The sequence below is a fragment of the Streptomyces sp. NPDC002088 genome (assembly GCF_040296605.1).
In the GTDB taxonomy this organism is placed as follows: domain Bacteria; phylum Actinomycetota; class Actinomycetes; order Streptomycetales; family Streptomycetaceae; genus Streptomyces.
This window is the reverse complement of the sequence record NZ_JBEOXO010000006.1, coordinates 1-26,146: the sequence shown is the minus strand read 5'-3', so window position 1 is coordinate 26,146 and position 26,146 is coordinate 1. Positions and strand designations below refer to the sequence as shown.

Annotated in this window: 20 protein-coding genes and 1 pseudogene; 15 read left to right on the top strand and 6 right to left on the bottom strand. The window is 69.6% G+C overall.

Going from position 1 to position 26,146, the window contains the following annotated elements:
* Positions 1–252 precede the first annotated feature (252 nt).
* Positions 253–672 (top strand): Rieske (2Fe-2S) protein, encoded by a 420-nt coding sequence (locus tag ABT114_RS14470; protein WP_351142263.1) that lies wholly within the window; start codon positions 253–255, stop codon positions 670–672.
* 30 nt (positions 673–702) lie between these two features.
* Here the strand turns inward: ABT114_RS14470 and ABT114_RS14465 are convergent, their stop codons facing one another.
* Positions 703–1,662, bottom strand: a complete 960-nt coding sequence (locus ABT114_RS14465; RefSeq protein ID WP_351142262.1) for a hypothetical protein — start codon at positions 1,660–1,662, stop codon at positions 703–705.
* A gap of 938 nt (positions 1,663–2,600) precedes the next feature.
* Here ABT114_RS14465 and uvrC point away from each other — a divergent pair.
* The 13 genes and pseudogenes from uvrC (at position 2,601) to ABT114_RS14400 (ending at position 17,996) form a co-directional block, all read left to right on the top strand.
* The gene (uvrC, locus tag ABT114_RS14460) at positions 2,601–4,682 is read left to right on the top strand and encodes an excinuclease ABC subunit UvrC (protein ID WP_351142260.1); all 2,082 of its coding nucleotides are present in this window, start codon (positions 2,601–2,603) and stop codon (positions 4,680–4,682) included.
* Positions 4,679–5,698: an RNase adapter RapZ gene (rapZ, locus tag ABT114_RS14455; RefSeq protein WP_351142258.1), complete on the top strand. Its 1,020-nt coding sequence runs from the start codon at positions 4,679–4,681 to the stop codon at positions 5,696–5,698. The genes uvrC and rapZ overlap by 4 nt, the downstream gene beginning before the upstream one ends.
* Positions 5,695–6,762, top strand: coding sequence for a gluconeogenesis factor YvcK family protein (locus tag ABT114_RS14450; protein ID WP_351142256.1), 1,068 nt, complete (start codon positions 5,695–5,697; stop codon positions 6,760–6,762). The genes rapZ and ABT114_RS14450 overlap by 4 nt, the downstream gene beginning before the upstream one ends.
* A complete protein-coding gene (whiA, locus tag ABT114_RS14445) occupies positions 6,753–7,742 on the top strand; it encodes a DNA-binding protein WhiA (protein ID WP_351142255.1) in 990 nt (329 codons plus the stop codon). Before ABT114_RS14450 ends, whiA begins: the two co-directional genes overlap by 10 nt.
* A gap of 153 nt (positions 7,743–7,895) precedes the next feature.
* Positions 7,896–10,854: pseudogene (locus ABT114_RS14440) on the top strand (M14 family metallopeptidase).
* A gap of 190 nt (positions 10,855–11,044) precedes the next feature.
* Positions 11,045–12,055 (top strand): type I glyceraldehyde-3-phosphate dehydrogenase, encoded by a 1,011-nt coding sequence (gene gap, locus ABT114_RS14435; RefSeq protein ID WP_147962891.1) that lies wholly within the window; start codon positions 11,045–11,047, stop codon positions 12,053–12,055.
* 129 nt (positions 12,056–12,184) lie between these two features.
* Positions 12,185–13,396, top strand: coding sequence for a phosphoglycerate kinase (locus ABT114_RS14430; RefSeq protein WP_351142254.1), 1,212 nt, complete (start codon positions 12,185–12,187; stop codon positions 13,394–13,396).
* Between the two features lie 6 nt (positions 13,397–13,402).
* Positions 13,403–14,179 (top strand): triose-phosphate isomerase, encoded by a 777-nt coding sequence (tpiA, locus tag ABT114_RS14425; RefSeq protein ID WP_351142253.1) that lies wholly within the window; start codon positions 13,403–13,405, stop codon positions 14,177–14,179.
* A 172-nt stretch (positions 14,180–14,351) separates the two neighbouring features.
* Positions 14,352–14,588 carry a preprotein translocase subunit SecG gene (gene secG / locus ABT114_RS14420; RefSeq protein ID WP_351142251.1) on the top strand — a complete coding sequence of 79 codons (237 nt, stop codon included), beginning with the start codon at positions 14,352–14,354 and terminating at the stop codon, positions 14,586–14,588.
* Positions 14,589–14,845: 257 nt separating this feature from the next.
* The gene (locus tag ABT114_RS14415; protein ID WP_007448238.1) at positions 14,846–15,133 is read left to right on the top strand and encodes an RNA polymerase-binding protein RbpA; all 288 of its coding nucleotides are present in this window, start codon (positions 14,846–14,848) and stop codon (positions 15,131–15,133) included.
* 201 nt (positions 15,134–15,334) lie between these two features.
* Positions 15,335–16,990: a glucose-6-phosphate isomerase gene (gene pgi, locus ABT114_RS14410; protein ID WP_351142249.1), complete on the top strand. Its 1,656-nt coding sequence runs from the start codon at positions 15,335–15,337 to the stop codon at positions 16,988–16,990.
* A gap of 87 nt (positions 16,991–17,077) precedes the next feature.
* Entirely contained in the window at positions 17,078–17,596 is a 519-nt protein-coding gene (locus tag ABT114_RS14405; RefSeq protein ID WP_351142247.1) for a hypothetical protein, read from the top strand.
* A 46-nt stretch (positions 17,597–17,642) separates the two neighbouring features.
* Entirely contained in the window at positions 17,643–17,996 is a 354-nt protein-coding gene (locus tag ABT114_RS14400; RefSeq protein ID WP_502988327.1) for a hypothetical protein, read from the top strand.
* A gap of 33 nt (positions 17,997–18,029) precedes the next feature.
* Here ABT114_RS14400 and pgl read toward each other — a convergent pair whose 3' ends face one another.
* The 5 genes from pgl to tkt are packed head-to-tail and all read right to left on the bottom strand — an operon-like array spanning position 18,030 to position 24,647.
* Positions 18,030–18,812, bottom strand: a complete 783-nt coding sequence (gene pgl, locus ABT114_RS14395) for a 6-phosphogluconolactonase (protein WP_351142245.1) — start codon at positions 18,810–18,812, stop codon at positions 18,030–18,032.
* Positions 18,809–19,882: a glucose-6-phosphate dehydrogenase assembly protein OpcA gene (gene opcA / locus ABT114_RS14390; protein ID WP_351142243.1), complete on the bottom strand. Its 1,074-nt coding sequence runs from the start codon at positions 19,880–19,882 to the stop codon at positions 18,809–18,811. The genes pgl and opcA overlap by 4 nt, the downstream gene beginning before the upstream one ends.
* A complete protein-coding gene (gene zwf / locus ABT114_RS14385; RefSeq protein WP_351142241.1) occupies positions 19,879–21,402 on the bottom strand; it encodes a glucose-6-phosphate dehydrogenase in 1,524 nt (507 codons plus the stop codon). The genes opcA and zwf overlap by 4 nt, the downstream gene beginning before the upstream one ends.
* Positions 21,403–21,406: 4 nt before the next feature.
* Positions 21,407–22,525 (bottom strand): transaldolase, encoded by a 1,119-nt coding sequence (gene tal, locus ABT114_RS14380; protein ID WP_351142239.1) that lies wholly within the window; start codon positions 22,523–22,525, stop codon positions 21,407–21,409.
* A 34-nt stretch (positions 22,526–22,559) separates the two neighbouring features.
* Positions 22,560–24,647 (bottom strand): transketolase, encoded by a 2,088-nt coding sequence (gene tkt, locus ABT114_RS14375; protein ID WP_351142237.1) that lies wholly within the window; start codon positions 24,645–24,647, stop codon positions 22,560–22,562.
* Positions 24,648–25,024: 377 nt separating this feature from the next.
* On the opposite strand from tkt, the gene ABT114_RS14370 reads away from it, so the two are divergent.
* Entirely contained in the window at positions 25,025–25,978 is a 954-nt protein-coding gene (locus tag ABT114_RS14370; RefSeq protein ID WP_351142995.1) for a heme o synthase, read from the top strand.
* The last annotated feature ends 168 nt before the right edge of the window (positions 25,979–26,146 follow it).

The window sequence follows — 26,146 nt, the reverse complement described above, 5'->3', positions numbered from 1 at the left end:
CTACCCCGGCCGTCCACCTGAGCCTTCTGCCCTGGCCTTCTGTCCCGGCCGTCCACCCGAGCCCGCTACCTCTGGCCGTCCACCCTGGGCCGTTCGGTGGGCCGCAGCGGGCCCTCCGGCCGGGAACGTATCTCATCCGGCGCCTGACGTAAACGCTTGCGCAAACGTTTACGTCAGGTGACCCGTGCCGACCCGGAATGAGTACCTCCGCTAGGGTCGGCAAGCACCGCCCGCTGACACATGGAGTTCCTCATGCCCGGCCGTCCCGTCCCGAGCCGCCGCACCCTCCTGCGAGGGGCGGCCGTCGCGCCTGTCGCCGGGTTCGGTCTCGCCGCCTGTTCGACCGGGCAGGCCTCGTCCGCCGGCCCGACCGCGCCCGTCGAGGTCGGGGCCGAGAGCGAGATCGCCAAGGGGAGCGCCAAGCTGTACCGGGACCACAATGTCGTCGTCGGCCGGCGCGACGACGGCACCCTCAAGGCGTACAGCACGATCTGCACGCACGCGTTGTGCCCCATCAACAAGCTGGAGGGGACGACCCTCGTCTGCCCCTGTCACGGCAGTAGGTTCGACGCCCTGACCGGCGAGGTGCTGCACGACCCGGCCACCGTGCCGCTGAAGGAGCTGCCGGTCGAGGTCAAGGGCGGCAGGATCGTCGCGGGGCCGGAGGCCTGATCCGCGGGCGGGCCGGGAGCGCCCGTTCGCTCACTCCCAGTCCCACCCGATGCCCACGATCCCCGAGCGCACCCGGGGTTCGACGAGGTGCACCGAGCGGTGCCGCCGACTGAGCGCCAGTTCTTGACGGCCGCTGCGCGGGGCCGCCACCGAGTGCTGGGTGAACCGGTGGCAGCGTATCGGCAGCGCGTATTCGTCGAAGCGCACCTCGAGGGCGTACTGGCCGCCCGCCATGCCGAACTCGCGGACGTGCTCGCGGGAGGCGCCGGCCGTGCCGTCCTCGATGCCGTAGCGGAAGAGGAACGTATCGCCGGAGCGCAGCCGGGTGTCGAAGAGCAGTTCGGCCACGAGTACACCGGTGTCGTGGTGCCAACGGACCCGGCCCGTACGGCAGTTCTCCAGGGCCTGCACCACCATGCGCTCCGGCGCGCATCCCTGGTCGCCGTGGTGGACGGCCACGAAGCGGTCGACGCCGTCGCGGTGGGCGCGCACTATGTGGTGCGACTCGCGTCCCAGGAGCTCGCGGCGTGCGCCGATCCGTATCCGCTCGTGGTGTCCAAGGGTGTGCAGCCCGCTGTCGAGTGGGGACTCCAGTTCGGTCAGCAGCCGTTCGAGGACTCCCGAGGCCGCGACGAGGGAGCGGTAGGAGCGGGACGACGGCCGGTCGCCGAGGGTGCCTTCGTCGGGTTCGGCGAGCAGTCGGATCAGTGACTCCTCGGGGAGTTGCAGGATCTCCTCGAGCGCCCGGACGGCGCGCAGCGACTCGGGGCGCTGCGGGCGGCGGGCGCCCTGCTGCCAGTAGCTCAGGCTCGTGACGCCGACCTTCACTCCGTAGCGCGAGAGATGGTGTTGCACGCGTTGCAGCGGCAGTCCGCGGGCCGCGATCGCGGCCCGCAGGGCGACGTGAAAGGGGCCGCCTCGCAGGGCCGTGTCCAGTTCCGCGGTGGCGACGTCGACAGCGACGTCCGCGTGCTGTGTGGCGTGCGGCATGCAGGGGCCTTTCTATGAAGGTCACAACGGCTGGTCAGACCGTTCGCGGGGGGTGCTCGGGGCCACCGCGTCGGCGTGGGGAGCCTTCACATCCGTACGCCGTCGTTCATGGCCCCGAGTTCCCCCGCATTGAAGCGTGTTGACCAAGTCCCGACAACACCTGATGCCCAACCGCGGCGTCCTTCTGGCCGAGTCCGCACCGTGACATCCAGGTCCTCCGTCGCGTCGGTGCCGTAGCCGTCCAGCCGCCCGGCACGTCCTTGATCGTGCGCACCGACAGTGCCGACACGGCGACAAGGAGCCGGGCGCTGTCATCGATGCTGAGACAGCGCATCGGTAGGGACTGGCGCGCACGACGATTAGCCGCGGAGCGGGCCGATCCGGGAGCGTGCGCTGTCCGACGGCCGACGCCCGACGGTCGCCGGGCTGTCAAACGCTGACGGGGTGGCGTCGTCGAGGCACGCTGGGTAGGTGCACGCGAAGAGGGGCGCGGGAGTGTGCCCCGGTGGCCGACTCGTGCCGGAAGTTGCCTGGGTCACCGACGCGGTGCGCACCGTCACCGAGCAGTCGGCCGACCGCCGACATGGCCTGACACGGCCGGTGCCGGCGATGGCCGGGGCCATCGGCGCCTGATCGCCGTCCCGTCGGCGGCTGGAGCTGTGCGATGCGCCCCGGACCACTCCGGCAGCGCTCGGCGGCTTGCTTACGATCTTCCGCGCCCTGCTTACGATCCTCCGCGGCCTGCTCACGATCCTCCGCCCCAGCGGAGCCAGAAGCGCCGGTGACGCCGGTCCCGAGGTCCGCCACCTCCGGGACACGGGGACGCCGCCGGCCGGCTCCAGGTGGGCGGCCGGCCGCTGAACCCGGACCTCCCGGACCTCCCTGGCGTTGTCCACAGCCTCGCCGGAGTGTCACTGTGCGCCAGTAGGGTGTGAGACATGGCCGACCCCTCCAGCTACCGCCCCAAGCCGGGACAGATCCCGGACTCTCCCGGGGTGTACAGGTTCCGTGACGAGCACCGCCGGGTGATCTACGTCGGGAAGGCGAAGAGCCTGCGCCAGCGCCTGGCGAACTACTTCCAGGACCTGGCGGGCCTGCACCCGCGTACCCGGACGATGGTCACGACCGCCGCGTCCGTGGAGTGGACCGTCGTGTCCACGGAGGTCGAGGCGCTGCAGCTGGAGTACTCCTGGATCAAGGAGTACGACCCCCGGTTCAACGTCAAATACCGCGACGACAAGAGCTACCCGTACCTCGCGGTGACGATGAACGAGGAGTTTCCGCGCGTACAGGTGATGCGCGGTCACAAGAAGAAGGGCGTCCGCTACTTCGGGCCGTACGCGCACGCGTGGGCCATCCGGGACACGGTCGACCTGCTCCTGCGCGTCTTCCCGGTGCGCACCTGCTCGGCCGGCGTCTTCAAGAACGCCGCCCGCACCGGCCGCCCCTGCCTGCTCGGCTACATCGGCAAGTGCTCCGCGCCCTGTGTGGGACGTGTCCCCACCGAGGAGCACCGAGAACTCGCCGAGGACTTCTGCGACTTCATGGCCGGCCGCACGGGCGCGTACCTCCGTCGCCTGGAGAAGCAGATGATGGAGGCGGCCGAGGAGATGGAGTACGAGCGGGCCGCCCGCCTGCGCGACGACATCGAGGCCCTGAAGAAGGCCATGGAGAAGAACGCGGTCGTGCTCGCCGACGCGACCGACGCCGACCTCATCGCGGTCGCCGAGGACGAGCTGGAAGCGGCCGTCCAGATCTTCCACGTCCGCGGCGGACGCGTGCGCGGCCAGCGCGGCTGGGTGACCGACAAGGTGGAGGAGATCACCACCGGCGCCCTCGTCGAGCACGCGCTCCAGCAGCTCTACGGCGAGGAGACCGGGGACGCCGTCCCGAAGGAGGTCCTCGTCCCGGCCCTGCCCGAGCTCGTGGAGCCCGTGCAGGAGTGGCTGACCGGACGCCGCGGCTCCAACGTCTCGCTGCGCATCCCGCAGCGCGGCGACAAGCGGGCCCTGATGGAGACGGTGGAGCGCAACGCGCAGCAGGCGCTCGTCCTGCACAAGACCAAGCGTGCCTCCGACCTGACCACGCGCTCACGCGCCCTGGAGGAGATCGCGGACGCCCTCGAACTCGACAGCGCCCCCCTCAGGATCGAGTGCTACGACATCTCCCACCTCCAGGGTGACGACGTCGTGGCCTCCATGGTCGTCTTCGAGGACGGATTGCAGCGCAAGAGCGAGTACCGCCGGTTCCAGATCAAGGGCTTCGAGGGCCAGGACGACGTCCGTTCCATGCACGAGGTGATCACCCGCCGCTTCCGGCGCTACCTGGCCGAGAAGGAGCGGACGGGAGAGTGGACCGACGGCGAGACCGACGGTGAGTCCGACGGCGAGATCGGCAACGGGAGCACCCTCACCGAGGACGACGGCCGTCCCAAGCGCTTCGCCTACCCGCCCCAGCTCGTCGTCGTCGACGGCGGACAGCCGCAGGTCGCGGCGGCCAAGCGGGCCCTGGACGAGCTCGGTATCGACGACATCGCCGTCTGCGGCCTGGCCAAGCGTCTGGAGGAGGTCTGGCTGCCGGACCAGGACGACCCCGTGGTCCTGCCCCGCACCAGCGAGGGCCTCTATCTGCTCCAGCGCGTCCGCGACGAGGCCCACCGCTTCGCCATCACCTACCAGCGCACCAAGCGCGCCAAGCGCTTCAGGGCCGGCCCTCTGGACGACGTACCGGGCCTCGGAGACACGCGCAAGCAGGCGCTGATCAAGCACTTCGGTTCGGTGAAGAAGCTGCGATCCGCGACAATCGACCAGATCTGTGAGGTGCCAGGCATAGGCCGCAAGACGGCCGAGACCATCGCCGTGGCCCTCGCCCAGGCGGCCCCGGCCGCCCCCGCCGTGAACACGGCTACTGGAGAGATCATGGAAGACGAGGAAGTCGGGACGCCCGAGACGACCGCGGGCGCCTCGGGGGAGCCCGTGACCGCGGGCGCCCCGGACGAACGACGGGGGCAGGAACCATGAACGAACACGAGACACAGCCCACAGCGCAGCGAGATCAGACGCCCAGGGAAACAAGCGAGAATCCCCCCCAGCAGGATGCACCCCAGCAGGACGCACGCCAGGAAAACGGAGCACAGGTGAGTACGGACAGCGCGCCGCCCGGGATCCCCGACGCGGCCATCCCGGAGCTGGTGATCATCTCCGGCATGTCGGGGGCCGGCCGTTCGACGGCCGCCAAGTGTCTGGAGGACCTCGGCTGGTTCGTCGTCGACAACCTCCCGCCCGCCCTGATCCCCACCATGGTGGAGCTCGGCGCCCGCTCCCAGGGCAACGTGGCGCGGATCGCGGTAGTCGTCGACGTACGCGGCCGCCGCTTCTTCGACAACCTCCGGGAGTCCCTCGCGGACCTCGACACCCGGGGTGTCACGCGCCGGATCGTCTTCCTGGAGTCCTCCGACGACGCCCTGGTGCGCCGCTTCGAGTCGGTGCGCCGCCCGCACCCCCTCCAGGGCGACGGCCGTATCGTCGACGGTATCGCCGCCGAGCGCGAGCTGCTGCGCGAGCTGCGCGGCGACGCCGACCTGGTGATCGACACCTCCAGCCTGAACGTGCACGAGCTGCGCGCCAAGATGGACGCCCAGTTCGCCGGCGAGGAGGAGCCCGAGCTGCGGGCCACCGTGATGTCCTTCGGCTTCAAGTACGGCCTCCCGGTCGACGCCGACCTGGTCGTGGACATGCGCTTCCTGCCCAACCCGCACTGGGTCCCGGAGCTGCGCCCCTTCACCGGTGTCAACGAGGAGGTGGCGGCGTACGTCTTCAACCAGCCCGGCGCGAAGGAGTTCCTCGACCGCTACGCGGAGCTCCTCCAGCTGGTTGCCGCGGGCTACCGCCGTGAGGGCAAGCGCTATGTGACCATCGCGGTCGGCTGTACGGGCGGGAAGCACCGTTCCGTCGCGATGTCGGAGAAGCTCGCCGCGCGGCTCGCGGCCGAGGGCGTGGAGACGGTGGTCGTGCACCGGGACATGGGACGGGAATGACGGGACGTACTCCGCGGCTGAGCCGACTGCGCAGGGTGGTACCGGAGGGGCGCGTGAGCCGGCCGGTCGAGGCCCGTGGCGGCAAGCCGCGCCGCCGCGGCACCCAGCCCAAGGTCGTCGCCCTCGGCGGCGGCATGGGCCTGTCCGCCTCGCTCGCCGCGCTGCGCCGGATCACCGGTGACCTCACCGCCGTCGTCACCGTGGCCGACGACGGCGGCTCCAGCGGCCGCCTGCGCGACGAGCTGGGCGTGCTGCCGCCCGGTGACCTGCGCAAGGCGCTGGCCGCCCTGTGCGGCGACGACGACTGGGGCCAGACGTGGGCCCGTGTCATCCAGCACCGCTTCCAGTCCCAGGGCGACCTGCACGAGCACGCGGTCGGCAATCTGCTGATCGTCGCCCTGTGGGAGCAACTCGGCGACCACGTCCAGGCCCTGGACCTGGTGGGCAAGCTCCTTGGCGCGCACGGGCGCGTGCTGCCCATGTCCGCCGTGCCCCTGGAGCTCCAGGCCCTGGTCAAGGGGCACGACCCGGACCGGCCCGACGAGGTCGACACCGTCCGCGGCCAGGCGACGGTCGCCCTCACCCCCGGCGAGGTGCAGTCCGTGCACCTCGTACCGAACGACCCGCCCGCCGTCCCCGAGGCCGTCGCCGCGGTACGGGACGCGGACTGGGTGGTGCTCGGCCCCGGCTCCTGGTTCTCCTCGGTCATCCCGCACCTGCTGGTGCCCGAACTCCTGGACGCGCTCACGGAGACCAAGGCGCGCCGGGTGCTCTCCCTGAACCTCGCACCGCAGCCCGGAGAAACCGATGGCTTCTCCCCGCAGCGTCATTTGGAGGTTTTGGGACGACACGCCCCTAAACTCGCCCTGGACGTGGTGCTGGCCGACGAGGCCGCCGTGCCCGACCGCGACTCGCTGACCGACGCCGCCAAACGGTTCGGGGCCGCGGTCGAGCTGGCGCCCGTGGCCCGGGCCGATGGGACTTCGCGACACGACCCGGAGCTCCTCGCCGCCGCGTACGACCGTATTTTTCGGATGCATGGAAGGATCGGCCCATGGCGATGACGGCAGCGGTGAAGGATGAGATCTCCCGGCTCCCCGTCACCCGGACCTGCTGCAGAAAGGCGGAGGTCTCCGCCATCCTGCGGTTCGCCGGCGGCCTCCACCTGGTGAGCGGGCGCATCGTGATCGAGGCGGAGCTGGACACCGCGATGGCGGCCCGCCGGCTCAAGCGGGACATCCTGGAGATCTTCGGCCACAGTTCCGAGCTGATCGTGATGGCACCGGGCGGTCTGCGCCGCGGCTCGCGCTACGTCGTGCGCGTGGTCGCCGGCGGCGACCAGTTGGCCCGGCAGACCGGCCTCGTGGACGGCCGGGGCCGGCCGATCCGCGGTCTGCCCCCGCAGGTGGTCTCCGGGGCGACCTGTGACGCGGAGGCGGCCTGGCGTGGAGCGTTCCTGGCGCACGGCTCGCTGACCGAGCCCGGCCGCTCCTCCTCCCTGGAGGTGACCTGCCCCGGCCCCGAGGCCGCGCTCGCGCTCGTCGGCGCCGCCCGCCGCCTGTCCATCGCGGCGAAGGCCCGCGAGGTCCGGGGCGTGGACCGGGTCGTCGTCCGGGACGGCGACGCGATCGGCGCCCTGCTCACTCGCCTCGGCGCGCACGAGTCCGTGCTGGCCTGGGAGGAGCGCCGGATGCGCCGCGAGGTGCGCGCCACGGCGAACCGTCTCGCCAACTTCGACGACGCCAACCTGCGCCGCTCCGCCCGCGCCGCCGTCGCCGCCGGTGCCCGCGTCCAGCGCGCCCTGGAGATCCTCGCCGACGAGGTCCCCGAGCACCTCGCGGCCGCCGGCCGGCTGCGCATGGAGCACAAGCAGGCCTCCTTGGAGGAGCTGGGCGCACTCGCCGACCCGCCGCTGACCAAGGACGCCGTCGCCGGCCGGATCCGCCGGCTGCTGGCGATGGCCGACAAGCGCGCCTCCGACCTGGGCATCCCGGGCACAGAGGCCAACATCTCCGAGGAGCTGGCCGACAACCTCGTCGGCTGACCCGAAAGCCCGCAACACGCCGGTGCCGAAGCCTGCTTGGGACGTAGGCACCGGCGTTTGTCCGTCCTTGGCGCACCCTTGACTCGATCATGGACTGTCATGAGCCTGGCAAGTGTTCGCCGCTGTCGTGGCGAACCACTGCTAGGGGGGTTCATGAGACACAGAGCGAGATCGATCCTCGCTGTCGGCGCGCTCCTGATCGGCGGAGCGAGCATCGCACCCATCGCCCAGGCGCAGACCGGGAGTTCGGCACCGGCGTCCGACACGGACGAGGTCAAGGTCTACCGCGCCGAAGTCACCAAGCAGCAGGTACCCCTGCTGCTGGCCGCCGGACAGGACGGCCACGAACTCGGCGAACAGGCACCCGACAAGGGCACGGCCGACGTCGAGGTCTACCTCACCGACGACCAGGCGAAAAAGCTGGAGAAGCAGGGCGTCGACCTCACCGAGCACACTCTGTCGGCCAAGGCGGAGAACCGCGTCGATGCCGCCGCCGAGGGCGTGTTCCGCCCGTACAGCGGCAGCGGCGGCCTGAAGGAGGAGATCGTCAGGACCGGCCAGGAGAACCCCGACCTCACGAAGGTCGTCTCCATCGGCAAGACGATCAACGGCCAGGACATCCTCGCGCTCAAGCTGACCAAGGGCGCCAAGAAGTCCAAGGACGGCTCCAAGCCCTCCGTGCTGTACATGTCCAACCAGCACGCGCGCGAGTGGATCACGCCGGAGATGACCAGACGGCTGCTCCACTACTACCTGGACAACTACAAGACCGACAAACGCATCAAGAAGATCGTCGACTCCACCGAGCTGTGGTTCGTCCTGTCGGCCAACCCCGACGGCTACGACTACACCTTCCAGGACTCCGACACGCGCCTGTGGCGCAAGAACCTGCGGGACGTCAACGGCGACGGCGCCATCAGCGCCGGCGACGGCGTCGACCTCAACCGCAACTTCGCCTACAAGTGGGGCTACGACGACGAGGGCTCGTCCCCCAACCCCACGAGCGAGACCTACCGCGGCGCGTCCCCGGCCTCCGAGCCCGAGACCCAGGCGCTGGACGCCTTCGAGAAGCGCATCGGCTTTGCGTACGGCATCAACTACCACTCCGCCGCCGAACTCCTCCTCTACGGCGTCGGCTGGCAGGTCGCCACCCCGACCCCGGACGACGTCCTCTACAAGGCACTCGCCGGCACCCCCGACAACTCCGCCGTACCGGGCTACCACCCGCAGGTCTCCTCGGAGCTGTACACCACCAACGGCGAGGCGGACGGCCACGCCGGCAACGTCAACGGCATGGCGATGTTCACCCCCGAGATGTCGACCTGTCAGACCGCCTCGAACCTCGACCCGGCCGACACCTGGAACGCCTCCGACTGCCAGTCGGTCTTCAACTTCCCGGACGACGAGAAGCTGATCCAGCAGGAGTTCGCCAAGAACGTCCCGTTCGCGCTCTCCGTCGCCGAGACCGCCGCCCACCCCGACCAGCCGTCGTCCTCGGTCGGCCTGAGCGCCGCCGACTTCACCCCGGCCGCGTTCTCGACGTCGTACTCGCGCGGCGCCGACCAGGAGGTCTCTTGTCGTCGCCCGCAAGGCGGTGCGCGACAAGGAGCTCAAGTACCGCGTCAGCGGCGGCCGCACGCTCGACCAGGCGCTCAAGCCCTGGAAGGGCGGCGAGACGTACGGCGGTGACGACAACCTCTACTTCGACGAGTACCGGGCCAAGGTCCAGGACGGTGAGCCGGGCGACAAGGTCGAGGTGTGGTTCACCGGCGAGACGAAGAGCGGGAAACCCACCTCCAGCGAGCACTTCACCTACACGGTGGCCGAGCGGCCCAAGGCCGACACGCTCGTCGTCGCCGAGGAGGGCGCGGCCGCCACACAGGCGCAGACGTACGTGGACGCGCTGAAGGCCAACGGCCGCAAGGCGATCGTCTGGGACGTCGCCACCCTGGGCGCGCCCGACGCGCTCGGCGTGCTGGACCACTTCAGGACGGTCGTCCACTACACGGGCGCGAGCGTCCCGGGCAACCCCACCCAGCTCCAGCTGCGCGCCTTCCTCAACGAGGGCGGCAAGCTGATCGAGGCGGGCGAGCTGGCCGGCGGCAGCGTCGACCTCGGTGACGGCACCCCGTCGAACGACTTCAGCCAGTACTACCTCGGCGCCTACTCGCGCACGTCGACCCCCGGCGCCACCGGCTTCACCGGCTCCGGCGACCTCGCCGGAGCCGGCGGGGCGCTCGGCGCCGCGTCCGGCAACCCGCTCGACCGGGCGGGTACGTACAAGGTCACCTCGGACGAGCTGTCCGTCGCCACGTATCCGCAGTTCGCGAGCGCGGGCGCGGGCCAGTTCGTCGGCACCGTGAACCCGTACGGGCCGTACTCGGGCTCCTACATGGCGGCCGCCGTCCACACCGACGACGCCTACAAGCGCCTCACGCGCACCATCGACCTCACCGGTGTCAGCGCTGCCGACAAGCCCACCCTGCGGACCCAGCTCCTGTGGGACACCGAGCCGGGCTACGACAACGCGCTGGCCGAGGCGCACACCGTGGGGGCCGAGGACTGGACGACGCTCCCCGAGGCGGGCGGCGCCACCAGCACCGAGGTCCCGGCGGAGTGCGGGGCCGGGTTCTACGTCGGTGAGCACCCCTGGCTGAAGCACTACCTGACCCTGACGTCGAACGACTGCACCGCGACCGGCACCAGCGGCTCCTGGAACGCCCTCACCGGCGCCTCCAGCGGCTGGCAGCAGGTGAACTTCGACCTGAGCGCGTACGCCGGCAAGTCCGTCGAGGTCTCCCTCAGCTACGTCACCGACCCGGGCACCGGCGGCCACGGCGTCCTCGCCGACGACGCCGCGCTCGTCGTCGGCGGCACGACCACCGGGACCGAGGGCTTCGAGACGTCCCTGGGCGACTGGCAGGTCGCCGGGCCGCCCGCGGGCAGCCCGGCCGTCCTCAAGGACTGGACGCGCACCGGAGCGCTGTTCCAGACCTATGGAGCGGTCACCACGGACGACACGGTGCTGCTGGGCTTCGGTCTGGAGCACGTCACCGCGGCCGCCGACCGCACGGCCCTGATCGGCAAGGCGCTCAGCGCACTCACCGGGTGACCCTGTGTGAAAATGGCATGAACATAGCGGGCGGTCCGTACCCCTACTGGCGGGTACGGACCGCCTCGCCGTGTATGGGGCATCTCAATGTCACTGCGGGGGCCTCAGGGAGGTAGGGTCGTAGGCGGTCGGGGACATCCCATACAGCTCGCCGGCGTCGAAACCGGCGTACCAACGAGGAGATCGGTTCGTGACGATCCGCGTAGGCATCAACGGCTTTGGCCGCATCGGTCGTAACTACTTCCGCGCGCTGCTGGAGCAGGGTGCAGACATCGAGATCGTGGCTGTCAACGACCTGGGTGACACCGCGACAACCGCTCACCTGCTGAAGTACGACACCATCCTGGGCCGCCTCAAGGCCGAGGTGTCGCACACCGCCGACACGATCACCGTGGACGGCCACACCATCAAGGTCCTGTCCGAGCGCAACCCCGCGGACATCCCGTGGGGCGAGCTGGGCGTCGACATCGTCATCGAGTCGACCGGCATCTTCACGAAGAAGGCCGACGCCGAGAAGCACATCGCCGGCGGCGCCAAGAAGGTCCTCATCTCGGCTCCGGCCAAGGACGAGGACATCACCATCGTGATGGGCGTCAACCAGGACAAGTACGACGCGGCCAACCACCACGTCATCTCCAACGCCTCCTGCACCACCAACTGTGTGGCGCCGATGGCCAAGGTTCTCGACGAGAACTTCGGCATCGTCAAGGGCCTGATGACGACGGTCCACGCGTACACCAACGACCAGCGCATCCTGGACTTCCCGCACTCGGACCTGCGTCGCGCCCGCGCCGCCGCCGAGAACATCATCCCGACCACCACCGGCGCCGCCAAGGCCACCGCCCTGGTCCTCCCGCAGCTCAAGGGCAAGCTGGACGGCATCGCCATGCGCGTCCCGGTCCCGACCGGCTCGGCCACCGACCTGGTCGTCACGCTGCAGCGCGAGGTCACCAAGGACGAGGTCAACGCCGCGTTCAAGAAGGCCTCCGAGGACGGCGACCTCAAGGGCTACCTGGCCTACACCGAGGACCCGATCGTCTCCTCGGACATCGTCAGCGACCCGGCCTCCTGCACCTTCGACTCCTCCCTGACCATGGTTCAGGAGGGCAACTCGGTGAAGATCCTCGGCTGGTACGACAACGAGTGGGGCTACTCCAACCGCCTCGTCGACCTCACGGTCTTCGTCGGCGGCCAGCTCTAAGTCCCAGAGCGGGCAGGAACCTCCGTGAGCCAGGGCTCGGGCAGCGCAAAGCCGCGCTGTCCGAGCCCTGCGCTGCGTACTGATCGATCAGCCCTCTCGGATCTGAAGAGCTTCCCTAGGAGTCCCTTTATGAAGACGATCGACGAACTTCTCGCCGAAGGCGTGGACGGCAAGCGGGTCTTCGTCCGCGCCGACCTCAACGTGCCGCTGGCCGACGGCGTCATCACCGACGACGGCCGCATCCGCGCCGTCCTGCCCACCGTCAAGGCCCTCGCGGACGCGGGCGCCAAGGTGGTCGTCGCCTCGCACCTGGGCCGCCCCAAGGGCGCCCCCGACCCGGCCTTCTCGCTGCTGCCCGCCGCCGAGCGCCTCGGTGAACTCCTCGGCGCGCCCGTCGCGTTCGCCCAGGACACCGTCGGCCCCGCCGCCCACGACGCGGTGAACGGCCTCCAGCCCGGCCAGGTCGCGGTCATCGAGAACCTGCGCTTCAATGCCGGCGAGACCGCCAAGGACGACACCGAGCGCGGCGAGTTCGCCGACCGGCTCGCCGCCCTGGCCGATGTCTACGTGGGCGACGGGTTCGGCGCCGTTCACCGCAAGCACGCCTCCGTCTACGACCTCCCCGCGCGCCTGCCGCACTACGCCGGCTACCTCATCGCCACCGAGGTCGGCGTCCTGAAGAAGCTCACCGAGGACGTCAAGCGCCCGTACGTCGTCGCCCTCGGCGGTGCCAAGGTCTCCGACAAGCTCGCCGTCATCGACCAGCTGCTCGGCAAGGCCGACCGGCTGCTCATCGGCGGCGGCATGGCCTACACCTTCCTCAAGGCCAAGGGCTACGAGGTCGGCATCTCCCTCCTCCAGGAGGACCAGATCCCGACCGTCAAGGAGTACATCGAGCGCGCGGAGAAGACCGGCGTCGAGCTCGTCCTGCCCGTCGACGTCCTCGTCTCCACGGAGTTCCCGGACCTGAAGACGAAGGCCCCGGCCAACCCCACCACCGTCGCCGCGGACGCCATCCCGGCCGACCAGGAGGGTCTGGACATCGGTCCGGAGACCCGCAAGCTGTACGCCTCGAAGCTCGCCGACGCGGCCACCGTCTTCTGGAACGGCCCCATGGGCGTCTTCGAGCACCCCGACTACGCCGAGGGCACCAAGGCGGTCGCCCAGGCCCTCATCGACTCCCAGGCATTCACGGTCGTCGGCGGTGGCGACTCCGCCGCGGCCGTGCGCATCCTGGGCTTCGACGAGTCGGCATTCGGCCACATCTCGACCGGCGGCGGTGCCTCCCTCGAATACCTCGAGGGCAAGACGCTCCCCGGCCTCGCCGCACTGGAGGACTGACCCCGTATGACCACTCGCACGCCGCTGATGGCCGGCAACTGGAAGATGAACCTCAACCACCTCGAGGCCATCGCCCACGTCCAGAAGCTCGCCTTCGCCCTGGCCGACAAGGACTACGACGCCGTCGAGGTCGCCGTCCTGCCGCCCTTCACCGACCTGCGCTCCGTGCAGACGCTGGTCGACGGCGACAAGCTCAGGATCAAGTACGGCGCCCAGGACGTCTCGGCGCAGGACTCCGGCGCCTACACCGGCGAGATCTCCGGCTCGATGCTGGCCAAGCTCAAGTGCACGTATGTGGCGATCGGCCACTCCGAGCGCCGCCAGTACCACAACGAGACCGACGAAATCGTGAACGCCAAGGCCAAGGCCGCCTTCAAGCACGGCCTGACCCCGATCCTGTGCGTCGGCGAGGAGCTGCACGTCCGCGAGGCGGGCAACCACGTCCCCCACACCCTCGCGCAGGTCGAGGGCGGTCTGAAGGACCTCCCGGCCGAGCAGGCCGAGTCGATCGTGATCGCCTACGAGCCCGTCTGGGCCATCGGCACCGGCAAGGTCTGCGGCACCGAGGACGCCCAGGAGGTCTGCGCCGCCATCCGTGGCAAGATCGCCGAGCTGTACTCGCAGGAGCTGGCCGACAAGGTCCGCATCCAGTACGGCGGCTCCGTGAAGTCGGGCAACGTCGCCGAGATCATGGCGCAGGCCGACATCGACGGCGCCCTGGTCGGCGGTGCCTCGCTGGACGTCGACGAGTTCGTCAAGATCGTGCGCTTCCGCGACCAGTGAGTCGACCATTGAATCGACCAATGGATCGACCGGTGGGTCGATCCACGAGTCGACCGGTGAGTCGATCTGTGAGTATGCGGTAGCGGCGATCCGTCGTACCCTTGCGGGGGCCGGGGCTCTTTCCGAGTCCGGCCCCCGTCGTCCATCCAGTTCCGAGGAAGTTGGTCCAGCCGTGGTTTTGGGGTTCTCGATCGCCCTGATCGTCTTCAGCCTGCTGCTGATGCTGCTGGTGCTGATGCACAAGGGAAAGGGCGGCGGCCTCTCCGACATGTTCGGTGGCGGCATGCAGTCGTCCGTCGGCGGCTCCTCGGTCGCCGAGCGCAACCTCGACCGCATCACCCTGGTGATCGGTCTGCTGTGGTTCGCGTCCATCATCGTGCTCGGCATCCTGATGAAGGGCAACAGCTGATCGACGGAGTGCGCGCAAGCACATTTCGTGCGTAAGGCCCCATGTTCGGTACGCGCAGCTGAGCGCGGCCTATCATGGGGCTTGCGTCTGGGTGTGGGGGCTGTAACTCCAATCACTGGACGCGCGTTGGGCCTTACGTAGACTGAGGCGCTCGCAGTGAAGCGAAACGCCGACTCGCTTCGCGGCACCATCACGCAGGGAGTTACACCGTGGCAAGTGGCAACGCGATCCGAGGAAGCCGGGTCGGGGCGGGGCCGATGGGCGAGGCCGAGCGCGGCGAGTCAGCGCCGCGGCTGCGCATCTCCTTCTGGTGCTCCAACGGGCACGAGACGCAGCCCAGCTTCGCCAGCGACGCACAGGTGCCCGAGACCTGGGACTGCCCGCGCTGCGGCTTCCCGGCCGGTCAGGACCGGGACAACCCCCCGGACCCGCCGCGCACCGAGCCCTACAAGACGCACCTCGCCTATGTGCGGGAGCGGCGCAGCGACGCGGACGGCGAGGCGATCCTCGCCGAGGCGCTCGCCAAACTGCGGGGCGAGATCTAGGAACTGAGGTCCGGTCGGACATCGCGAGATGCCCGCCCGGACTTCATGCCTTCTCCGTCCTGTCCTTCACCACGCTGACACGCGGACGTCAGCCGGACGTACCTGTAGTTGCGCCGCCGCTCGACTGATCAATTAGGTTGGAAGCGGTAGCGGGGCAAGGTACGCAGCAGGGACAGGCAGGAAAGAAGGCTGAAGTCGGATATGAACGCAGACGGCCGTACCAGGCTCAATCAGACGCCCGAGTGGACTGCTCTGGCCAAGCACCGCGAGGAGCTCGCCGACACCCATCTGCGGGATCTGTTCGCCACCGATCCCGGCCGGGGCAGCGGCTACACGCTCCAGGTCGGTGACCTGTACATCGACTATTCCAAGCACCTCGTCACCGACGAGACGCTGCGGCTGCTGCGCGAGCTGGCCGCCGCCACCGACGTCTTCGGCCTGCGGGACGCCATGTTCCGCGGCGAGAAGATCAACACCACCGAGAACCGGGCGGTGCTGCACACCGCGCTGCGCGCTCCGCGGGACGCCGTGATCGAGGTCGACGGCGAGAACGTCGTGCCCGCCGTGCACGCCGTCCTCGACCGGATGTCCGCCTTCGCGAACCGAGTCCGCTCGGGCGAGTGGACCGGCCACACCGGCAAGCGCATCAAGAACGTGGTCAACGTCGGTATCGGCGGTTCCGACCTGGGCCCGGCGATGGCGTACGAGGTGCTGCGCGCCTACACCGACCGCGATCTGACCGTCCGTTTCGTCTCCAACGTGGACGGCGCCGACCTGCACGAGGCCACCCGCGACCTCGACCCGGCCGAGACGCTGTTCGTCATCGCGTCGAAGACGTTCACCACCATCGAGACCATCACCAACGCCACCTCGGCCCGCAACTGGCTGCTGAGCGGCCTGGGGGCCGGGCCGGAGGCCGTTGCCAAGCACTTCGTGGCGCTGTCGACGAACGCCGAGAAGGTGTCCGACTTCGGCATCGACACGGCCAACATGTTCGAGTTCTGGGACTGGGTCGGCGGGCGCTACTCGTACGACTCCGCGATCGGCCTCTCCCTGATGGTCGCCATCGGCCCGGACCGCTTCCGCGAGATGCTCGACGGCTTCCACCTCGTCGACGAACACTTCCGCACCGCGCCCGCCGAGGCCAACGTGCCGCTGCTCCTTGGCCTGTTGGGCATCTGGTACGACAACTTCCACGACGCCCAGTCGCACGCGGTGCTGCCCTACTCGCACTACCTCTCCAAGTTCACCGCCTACTTGCAGCAGCTGGACATGGAGTCCAACGGCAAGTCCGTCGACCGCGACGGGCGCGAGGTCGGCTGGCAGACCGGGCCGGTGGTGTGGGGCACGCCGGGCACCAACGGGCAGCACGCCTACTACCAGTTGATCCACCAGGGCACGAAGCTCATCCCGGCGGACTTCATCGGCTTCGCCGAACCGGTCGCCGAACTGGGCGACGAACTGAAGGCGCAGCACGACCTGCTGATGGCCAACTTCTTCGCCCAGACGCAGGCGCTTGCCTTCGGCAAGACCCCCGACGAGGTACGGGCGGAGGGTGTGCCCGCGGAGCTGGTGGCGCACAAGACCTTCAAGGGCAACCACCCCACCACCACGATCCTGGCGCGCGAGCTGACCCCGTCGGTCCTCGGCCAGCTCGTCGCCCTCTACGAACACAAGGTGTTCGTCCAGGGCGCGGTGTGGAACATCGACTCCTTCGACCAGTGGGGCGTCGAGCTCGGCAAGGTCCTCGCCAAGCGCGTCGAACCCGCCCTGACCGAGGGCGCGGACGTCCCTGGCCTGGACGAATCCACCAAGGCCCTCGTCGCCACCTACCGGAAGCTGCGCGGCCGGCAGTGACCACGGTGCGGGAAGCGGGCGGCGCGCGGCCGCCCGCTTCCCGTAGACTCCCTGACGATCAACACGGGCTCTCTGGGCGGCAGCCTCATGATCATCCCGCTGGGCTTTCTGGCGCTGTGGATGGTCGGTTTCGTGGGCGCCGACACCCTGCGCATCACGGCGAACTTCTTCGGCACCGCCGCGGTGCACCGCAGCGTCGCTGATGAGCTGAGGTTCCCTGGGCGATCCTGGGTTTTCCTGGATGCCGGGAAGCGGTCCGTCGTGCCGGGCGGGATTTGGACGCCTGCCGGTGGACCGTGGGCCGTCGCCGCAGGGTGCGGTACGGGTGCTCATCGTGAGCGGTACCTGCCGCCTGTGGCGCTGCTGGCTGCGGCGATTCGGAGGCTGGGGTATCCGCCCCGCCGGACACTTTCCGCTCCGGTGTGGACCCGGGCGGGGCGGGGACCCCGCGTCGCTTTCCTGGGCACGGGGCGGATTCTCAAGGAGACCGGAATCGTGATTGCTGCTCCCACCGGCCTCGCAGTGACACGCACTGCTACCGGGTGCACCGTCACGTTCCTGCGTCCCGGGTACGCACAGTCACTGGAAAGTGCCACAAAAGCCTGATCGCACCACATTGGGCACCACCCCGTGATACCCAGTCGCACCAAGGATGCACAGGCCATCAGGAGCACTGCGCACGACCCTGCCGCCGCTGCTGGCCACCGTGACGACCTGGCTGATGGCCGTCCCGGACCTCGTCACCAGCGACCTGCACGGCCTCAGCCTCAAGCTGGGCATCGTCTTCATCCTGGGTGCCCCGGTCACCGTCACGGCCGTCTCGCTGCTGGAGATGGGCCGGCTCAAGCGGCGCTACGGCATCCGCCTCGGCGCGCACCCGGCGACGCTGCCACCGACGTACGTACCGCGGCAGGGACACCCCCAGGGAGACCCGTACCCCCAGGGAAACCCGTACGCCCCGCCCCCGCGGAACCCCTACAACGGCCGGAACCCGTACGGCCGTTGACCGTACGGGTTCCGAAAGGGGCCGGGACCGCCGTCAGGGCGACGCCGGCGGGTACAGCGAGCGCGGCAGCTGGGAGGCCGCCGCCGAGTCCAGCAGCCACAGGGTGCGCTGCCGGCCGTACGCGCCGGCCGCGGGGGCCTGGATCTCGCCCGCGCCCGACAGGGCGATCGCCGCGGCGTTCGCCTTGTCCTCGCCGGCCGCCAGCAGCCACACCTCACGGGCCGCCCGGATCGCCGGGAGGGTGAGGGTGACGCGGGTCGGCGGGGGCTTGGGCGCGCCGTGGACACCGACCACCGTGCGCTCGGTCTCCCGTACGGCGGGCAGCTCCGGGAAGAGCGACGCCACGTGGGTGTCCGGGCCGACGCCCAGCATCAGGACGTCGAAAGTCGGCACCGCACCGTGGTTCTCGGGGCCGGCCGCGCGGGCCAGCTCCTCCGCGTAGGCGGCTGCTGCCGCGTCCGCGTCCGCGCCGTAGGGACCGTCCGACGCGGGCATGGCGTGCACGCGCTTCGGGTCCAGCGGCACCGAGTCCAGCAGCGCCTCGCGGGCCTGCGTGACATTGCGCTCGGGGTCGCCCTCCGGCAGGAACCGCTCATCGCCCCACCACAGGTCGAGGCGGCCCCAGTCGATGGCGTCCCGGGCCGGCTGCACGGCCAGTGCGGCCAGCAGCCCGTTGCCGTTGCGGCCGCCCGTGAGGACCACGGACGCCGAACCCCGGGAGGCCTGTGCGTCCACGATCTTCGTGATCAGCCGGGCCGCGGCGGCCTGCGCCATCAGCTCCTTGTCGTGGTGCACGACCAGCTGGGGAGTGCTCACTTCGCCGCCGCCTTCTTCGCCGGGGCCTTCTTCGCGGTCGTCTTGTTCGCGGCCGTCTTATTCGCAGGGGTCGCAGGCGCTTCCCCCACCGGCTCCTGCGCCGCCGCCGACGCTTCCGCCACCGGCTCCTGCGCGGCAGTCGGCGCCGCGTGCAGCCGGTCCACCCCGAACCGCAGCGCCGAGGCGTAGGTGTCGTCCGGGTCGAGTCGGCGCAGCTCCTCCGCGATCAGCTCTGCGGTTTCCCGCCGCTTGAGCGCCACCGCACGGTCCGGCTGGCCCTCGATCGACAGCGTGGCCAGCGTGCCGTCCCCGCGGTCGAGGGCGATCGGGCCGTGGTCGGTGGCCAGGCGGACCGCCGTCAGGCCGGGGCCGGACGACAGGGAGCGCTTGACGGGGACGTCCAGCCGGTCCGCGAGCCACATCGCGAGCAGCTCACAGCTCGGGTTGAACTCCTCGCCCTCCACCTCGACCGCCTTGACCTCGCAGACCACCTGGTCCAGGGCCGCGGCCAGCATCGAACGCCAGGGGGTGATGCGGGTCCAGGCCAGGTCCGTGTCGCCGGGCGTGTAGGCGTCGGCGCGGGCGGACAGCTCCCGTACCGGCTGCTCGGCGGCGTAGGTGTCGGTGACCCGGCGCTGGGCAAGGGCGCCCAGCGGGTCGTTGGCCGGGTCCAGGGGCGCGTTGACCGGCCACCAGACGACCACGGGGGCGTCGGGCAGCAGCAGCGGCAGGACGACCGACTGGGCGTGGTCGGCGACCTCGCCGTACAGCCGCAGGATGACCGTCTCGCCGGTGCCCGCGTCCGCGCCCACCCGCACCTCGGCGTCAAGGCGGGACTTCGTGCGGTCACGGGGCGAGCGGGAGACGCGCCTGATGACCACGAGCGTGCGCGAGGGGTGCTCGCGCGAGGCGTCGTTGGCGGCCTTCAGGGCGTCGTAGGCGTTCTCCTCGTCGGTGACGATGACGAGGGTGAGCACCATGCCGACGGCCGGGGTGCCGATGGCTCGGCGGCCCTTGACGAGGGCCTTGTTGATCTTGCTGGCGGTGGTGTCCGTCAGGTCTATCTTCATGGCCGGCGCCAGCTCCGTCCGTCTCGTGCGAGCATCTCGTCCGCCTCGGCCGGTCCCCAGGTGCCCGACGGGTACTGCGCGGGCTTGCCGTGCTTGTCCCAGTACTGCTCGATCGGGTCGAGGATCTTCCAGGACAGCTCGACCTCCTCGGTGCGCGGGAAGAGGTTCGAGTCGCCGAGCAGCACGTCCAGGATGAGCCGCTCGTACGCCTCAGGACTCGACTCCGTGAACGACTCGCCGTAGGCGAAGTCCATGGACACGTCCCGGATCTCCATCGACGTGCCCGGCACCTTCGAGCCGAAGCGGACGGTGACGCCCTCGTCGGGCTGGACGCGGATGACGATCGCGTTCTGGCCCAGCTCCTCGGTGGCCGTCGTGTCGAAGGGGGAGTGCGGGGCGCGCTGGAAGACGACCGCGATCTCCGTGACGCGGCGGCCGAGGCGCTTGCCGGTCCTGAGGTAGAACGGCACGCCCGCCCAGCGGCGGTTGTCGACGCCCACCTTGATCGCGGCGTAGGTGTCGGTCTTCGACTTGGCGTCGATGCCGTCTTCCTGCAGGTAGCCGATGACCTTCTCGCCGCCCTGCCAGCCTTCCGCGTACTGGCCGCGCACGGTGTCCTTGCCCAGGTCCTTCGGCAGTCGTACCGCGCCGAGCACCTTGGTCTTCTCCGCGGCGAGCGCGTCCGCGTCGAAGGAGGCGGGCTCCTCCATCGCGGTGAGGGCCATCAGCTGGAGCAGGTGGTTCTGGATGACGTCACGGGCGGCGCCGATGCCGTCGTAGTAGCCGGCGCGGCCGCCGATGCCGATGTCCTCGGCCATGGTGATCTGCACGTGGTCCACGAAGGACCGGTTCCAGATCGGCTCGAACATCGTGTTGGCGAAGCGCAGCGCCAGGATGTTCTGGACGGTCTCCTTGCCCAGGTAGTGGTCGATGCGGAAGACCTGGTCCGAGCCGAAGACCTCGTGCACGACCTTGTTGAGCTCCTCGGCCGACTTCAGGTCGTGGCCGAAGGGCTTCTCGATGACCGCACGCCGCCAGGAGCCGCTCGCCTGGTCGGCGAGACCGTGCTTCTTCAGCTGCTGGATGACCACCGGGAAGGAACGCGGCGGCACCGAGAGGTAGAAGGCGAAATTGCCGCCCGTCCCCTGCGCCTTGTCGAGCTCCTCGATCGTGCCGCGCAGCCGCTCGAAGGCCTCGTCGTCGTCGAAGGTGCCCTGGACGAAGCGCATCCCCTGGATGAGCTGCTGCCAGACCTCCTCGCGGAACGGCGTACGGGAGTGCTCCTTGACGGCGTCGTGGACCACCGCCGCGAAGTCCTCGTTCTGCCACTCGCGGCGCGCGAAACCGACGAGCGAGAAGCCCGGCGGCAGCAGCCCGCGGTTGGCGAGGTCGTAGACGGCGGGCATCAGCTTCTTGCGCGACAGGTCGCCGGTGACGCCGAAGATGACCAGGCCCGACGGCCCCGCGATACGCGGGAGCCGTCGGTCGGCGGGGTCACGCAGCGGGTTGCTGCTTGACAACGTTTTAACCCTCCGAAGGGGCGAGGCGCTGAAGCTCCGCCTCGGTCGACTTGAGCAGGTCGTTCCAGGACGTCTCGAACTTGTCGACGCCCTCGTCCTCCAGCAGCTGGACCACGTCGTCGTACGAGATCCCGAGCTTCTCGACCGCGTCGAGTTCGGCGCGGGCCTGCTCGTACGTACCGGCGATCGCGTTGCCCCGGATCTCACCGTGGTCCTCGGTGGCCTCCAGGGTGGCCTCCGGCATGGTGTTCACCGTGTTCGGCGCCACCAGTTCGACGACGTACAGCGTGTCCTTGTACGCCGGGTCCTTGACGCCGGTCGAGGCCCACAGCGGGCGCTGCTTGTTGGCCTGCGCCTTGTCGAGGGCCAGCCAGCGGTCGGAGGAGAAGACCTCCTCGTACGCCTGGTAGGCGAGCCGGGCGTTGGCGACGCCCGCCTTGCCGCGGGCGGCCTTGGCCTCGTCGGTGCCCAGGGCGTCGAGCCGCTTGTCGATCTCGGTGTCCACGCGGGACACGAAGAAGGACGCCACCGACTGGATCTTCGACAGGTCCAGGCCGCGCTCCTTGGCCTTCTCCAGGCCGGAGAGGTAGGCGTCCATGACCTCGCGGTAGCGCTCCAGCGAGAAGATCAGCGTGACGTTGACGCTGATGCCGAGGCCGATGACCTCGGTGATCGCCGGGAGGCCCGCCTTGGTGGCCGGGATCTTGATGAGCGTGTTGGGACGGTCGACGAGCCAGGCCAGCTGCTTGGCCTCGGCGATGGTCGCCCCGGTGTTGTGCGCCAGGCGCGGGTCGACCTCGATCGACACGCGGCCGTCCTGGCCGCCGGTCGCGTCGAAGACCGGACGCAGGATGTCGGCGGCGTCGCGGACGTCCGCCGTCGTGATCATGCGGATGGCCTCATCGACGGTGACCTTGCGGGCGGCGAGGTCGGCGAGCTGCTGCTCGTAACCGTCACCGCTGCTGATCGCCTTCTGGAAGATCGACGGGTTGGTGGTGACACCCACGACGTGCTGCTGGTCGATCAGCTCGGCGAGGTTGCCGGACGTGATCCGCTTGCGCGACAGGTCGTCCAGCCAGATCGCGACGCCCTCGTCGGAGAGGCGCTTCAGTGCGTCTGTCATGGAAAATGCATCTCCTACGTGTCGTATATGAGCGTCAGCGCTGGGCGTCGGCGATGGATTCCCGCGCCTTCGCGGCCACGTTCTCGGCAGTGAAGCCGAACTCGCGGAAGAGGACCTTGCCGTCGGCGGAAGCACCGAAGTGCTCCAGGGAAACGATGCGACCGGCGTCCCCGACGTACTTGTGCCAGGTCAGACCGATACCGGCCTCCACCGCGACACGAGCCTTCACGGACGGCGGCAGGACGCTCTCCCGGTACCCCTGGTCCTGCTCCTCGAACCATTCCACGGACGGCATGGAGACGACGCGCGTCGGCACACCGTCGGCCTGGAGCTGCTCGCGCGCCTCGACGGCGACATGCACCTCGGAACCGGTGGCGATCAGGATGACCTGAGCGTCGCCGCCCTCGGCCTCGAACAGCACGTAGCCGCCCTTGGCCGCGTCGTCGTTGGGCTCGTACACGGGCACGCCCTGGCGGGTCAGCGCCAGACCGTGCGGGGCGCCCTTGCCGAACACCTTCGTGTAGCGCTTGAGGATCTCGCGCCAGGCGATGGCCGTCTCGTTGGCGTCCGCCGGGCGGACCACGTTCAGGCCCGGGATGGCGCGCAGCGAGGCCAGGTGCTCGACCGGCTGGTGCGTCGGGCCGTCCTCGCCCAGGCCGATGGAGTCGTGCGTCCACACGTACGTCACCGGCAGGTGCATCAGGGCCGACAGACGTACCGCGTTGCGCATGTAGTCGGAGAACACCAGGAAGGTGCCGCCGTAGATACGGGTGTTGCCGTGCAGCGCGATGCCGTTCATCTCCGCGGCCATGGAGTGCTCGCGGATGCCGAAGTGGACCGTGCGGCCGTACGGCTTCGCCTCCGGCAGCGGGTTGTCCGCCGGCAGGAACGAGCTGTCCTTGTCGATCGTCGTGTTGTTCGAGCCGGCCAGGTCGGCGGAGCCGCCCCACAGCTCGGGGATCACCGCGCCGAGGGTCTGGAGCACCTTGCCGGAGGCGGCGCGGGTGGCGACGCCCTTGCCGGGCTCGAAGACCGGGATCTTCTCCTCCCAGCCGGTGGGCAGCTCGCCCGCGGCGATGCGGTCGAACTCGGCGGCGCGCTCCGCGTTGCTGTTGCGCCACTCCTGGAAGGACTTCTCCCACTCCGCCTTGGCCTGGCGGCCGCGGTCCAGCGCCTCGCGGGTGTGGCCGATGACCTCATCGGCGACCTCGAAGGACTTCTCGGGGTCGAAGCCGAGGACGCGCTTGGTGGCCGCGACCTCGTCGTCGCCGAGCGCCGAGCCGTGCGCGGCCTCGGTGTTCTGCGCGTTCGGGGCCGGCCAGGCGATGATCGAGCGCATCGCGATGAAGGACGGCTTGTCCGTCACCTGCTTCGCGGCCTCGATCGCGTTGTAGAGGGCGTGCGGGTCCAGGTCCCCGTCCGGCTTCGGCGCGATCCGCTGCACGTGCCAGCCGTACGCCTCGTACCGCTTGACGGTGTCCTCGGACACGGCCGTCTCGGTGTCACCCTCGATCGAGATGTGGTTGTCGTCCCACAGCAGGATGAGGTTGCCGAGCTTCTGGTGGCCGGCCAGCGAGGACGCCTCGGCGGAGATGCCCTCCTGGAGGCAGCCGTCACCGGCGATCGCGTAGACGAAGTGATCGAAGGGGGACTCGCCCTGCGGGGCGTCCGGGTCGAACAGACCGCGCTCGTATCGGGAGGCCATCGCCATGCCCACCGCGTTGGCGACACCCTGACCCAGCGGGCCGGTCGTCGTCTCCACACCCTTGGTGTGCCCGTACTCGGGGTGGCCCGGGGTCTTCGAGCCCCAGGTGCGGAAGGACTTCAGGTCGTCCAGCTCCAGGCCGAAGCCGGCCAGGTAGAGCTGCGTGTAGAGGGTCAGGGACGAGTGACCGGCGGACAGCACGAAGCGGTCGCGGCCGACCCACTCGGGGTCGGCGGGGTCATGCCGCATCACCTTCTGGAAGAGGGTGTAGGCGGCAGGCGCCAGGCTCATCGCCGTACCCGGATGGCCGTTTCCGACCTTCTGTACGGCATCGGCGGCCAGGACGCGGGCGGTGTCGACGGCCCGCTGGTCCAACTCGGTCCACTCGAGGTCTGTGGTGGTCGGCTTGGTGCTCACCCTGGGTCAGGGCTCCTCTCCACATGTCGAATGCCGGTCTTCTGGGCGTGTGCCCACCGGCTGCCGGTGCACTGGGCGCCCACCGGCCGTTGTCGAGCCTACCCCCGTAAGAACGTGCGTTTTTTCTGGTCATTACAGAGTGCCGGGACTCCTGGAGATCCGCCTCCCGACTGGTTCGAATGGCATTTGGCAACTGAATACGGAGCCGCTCATCTGACTGCTCAATCGAGCCTCAGTACGACTGATGAGCGACCCCTCTCAACACGACCCCACCCCCGCGAAGGCCGGGGTATGGGCAACGTCTACAGTGGCGTGGTACGCGCGAGCCTTTACCGGGACTTCACACGGGGAGGCTTGCTGGGATGTCTCTGTCAGGGGTGTGCGTGACGGCCGTCGAATCCCGTCCAGTGGGGGTGCTCGGGACGAGCCAGAGCCCGGGCCACCGGCCGTTCGGGGCCCGTGTCAAGGCGTTCGTGGCGTTGACCAAGCCCCGGATCATCGAGCTGCTGCTGATCACCACCGTTCCGGTGATGTTCCTGGCGCAGCAGGGTGTACCGGATCTGAAGCTGGTGCTGCTGACCTGCCTCGGCGGCTACCTTTCCGCGGGCGGCGCCAACGCGCTGAACATGTACATCGACCGCGACATCGACGCGCTGATGGACCGCACTTCGCAGCGTCCGCTGGTCACCGGCATGGTCAGCCCGGCCGAGTGCCTGGTCTTCGGTATCACCCTCGCGGTCGTCTCGACGCTGCTGTTCGGCCTGACCGTCAACTGGCTGTCGGCCTGGCTGTCGCTCGGTGCGCTCCTCTTCTATGTGGTCGTCTACACGATGATCCTCAAGCGGCGCACGTCGCAGAACATCGTGTGGGGCGGCATCGCCGGCTGCCTCCCGGTCCTGATCGGCTGGTCGTCCGTCACGAACTCCATGTCGTGGGCGCCGGTCATCCTCTTCCTCGTCATGTTCTTCTGGACGCCGCCGCACTACTGGCCGCTGTCCATGAAGGTCAAGGAGGACTACGCGCGCGTGGGCGTGCCGATGCTGCCGGTCGTCGCCTCCAACAAGGTGGTCGCCAAGCAGATCGTCCTCTACAGCTGGGTGATGGTCGTCGTCTCGCTGCTGCTCACCCCGCTCGGTTACACCGGCTGGTTCTACACCCTGGTCGCGCTGCTGTCGGGCGGCTTCTGGCTGTGGGAGGCGCACGGCCTGCAGAACCGGGCGAAGGCCGAGGCAACGGGCGCCAAGCTGAAGGAGATGCGCCTGTTCCACTGGTCGATCACCTATGTGTCGCTCCTCTTCGTGGCGGTCGCGGTGGACCCCTTCCTTCGTTAGACACCCCTGACAGTCCTGAGACCTCTGGTCTCCGTTCGGGCGGGGGGGGGGGGGGAGGGCCCCCCCCCCCCCCCCCCCCCGTTTTTTTAAAAGAGGGTTTCCAACAGGCCCAAGGCGAAAACAAAACAGGTTTAGATGGCGCCCACCGACAGCAAGCCCCCGACGCCC

Coding starts and splice junctions, on each gene's coding strand:
- ABT114_RS14470 (WP_351142263.1), top strand. CDS start 253: ATGCCCGGCCGTCCCGTCCCGAGCCGCCGCACCCTCCTGCGAGGGGCG.
- ABT114_RS14465 (WP_351142262.1), bottom strand. CDS start 1,662: ATGCCGCACGCCACACAGCACGCGGACGTCGCTGTCGACGTCGCCACC.
- uvrC (WP_351142260.1), top strand. CDS start 2,601: ATGGCCGACCCCTCCAGCTACCGCCCCAAGCCGGGACAGATCCCGGAC.
- rapZ (WP_351142258.1), top strand. CDS start 4,679: ATGAACGAACACGAGACACAGCCCACAGCGCAGCGAGATCAGACGCCC.
- ABT114_RS14450 (WP_351142256.1), top strand. CDS start 5,695: ATGACGGGACGTACTCCGCGGCTGAGCCGACTGCGCAGGGTGGTACCG.
- whiA (WP_351142255.1), top strand. CDS start 6,753: ATGGCGATGACGGCAGCGGTGAAGGATGAGATCTCCCGGCTCCCCGTC.
- ABT114_RS14430 (WP_351142254.1), top strand. CDS start 12,185: ATGAAGACGATCGACGAACTTCTCGCCGAAGGCGTGGACGGCAAGCGG.
- tpiA (WP_351142253.1), top strand. CDS start 13,403: ATGACCACTCGCACGCCGCTGATGGCCGGCAACTGGAAGATGAACCTC.
- ABT114_RS14415 (WP_007448238.1), top strand. CDS start 14,846: ATGGGCGAGGCCGAGCGCGGCGAGTCAGCGCCGCGGCTGCGCATCTCC.
- pgi (WP_351142249.1), top strand. CDS start 15,335: ATGAACGCAGACGGCCGTACCAGGCTCAATCAGACGCCCGAGTGGACT.
- ABT114_RS14405 (WP_351142247.1), top strand. CDS start 17,078: ATGATCATCCCGCTGGGCTTTCTGGCGCTGTGGATGGTCGGTTTCGTG.
- ABT114_RS14400 (WP_502988327.1), top strand. CDS start 17,643: ATGCACAGGCCATCAGGAGCACTGCGCACGACCCTGCCGCCGCTGCTG.
- opcA (WP_351142243.1), bottom strand. CDS start 19,882: ATGAAGATAGACCTGACGGACACCACCGCCAGCAAGATCAACAAGGCC.
- tal (WP_351142239.1), bottom strand. CDS start 22,525: ATGACAGACGCACTGAAGCGCCTCTCCGACGAGGGCGTCGCGATCTGG.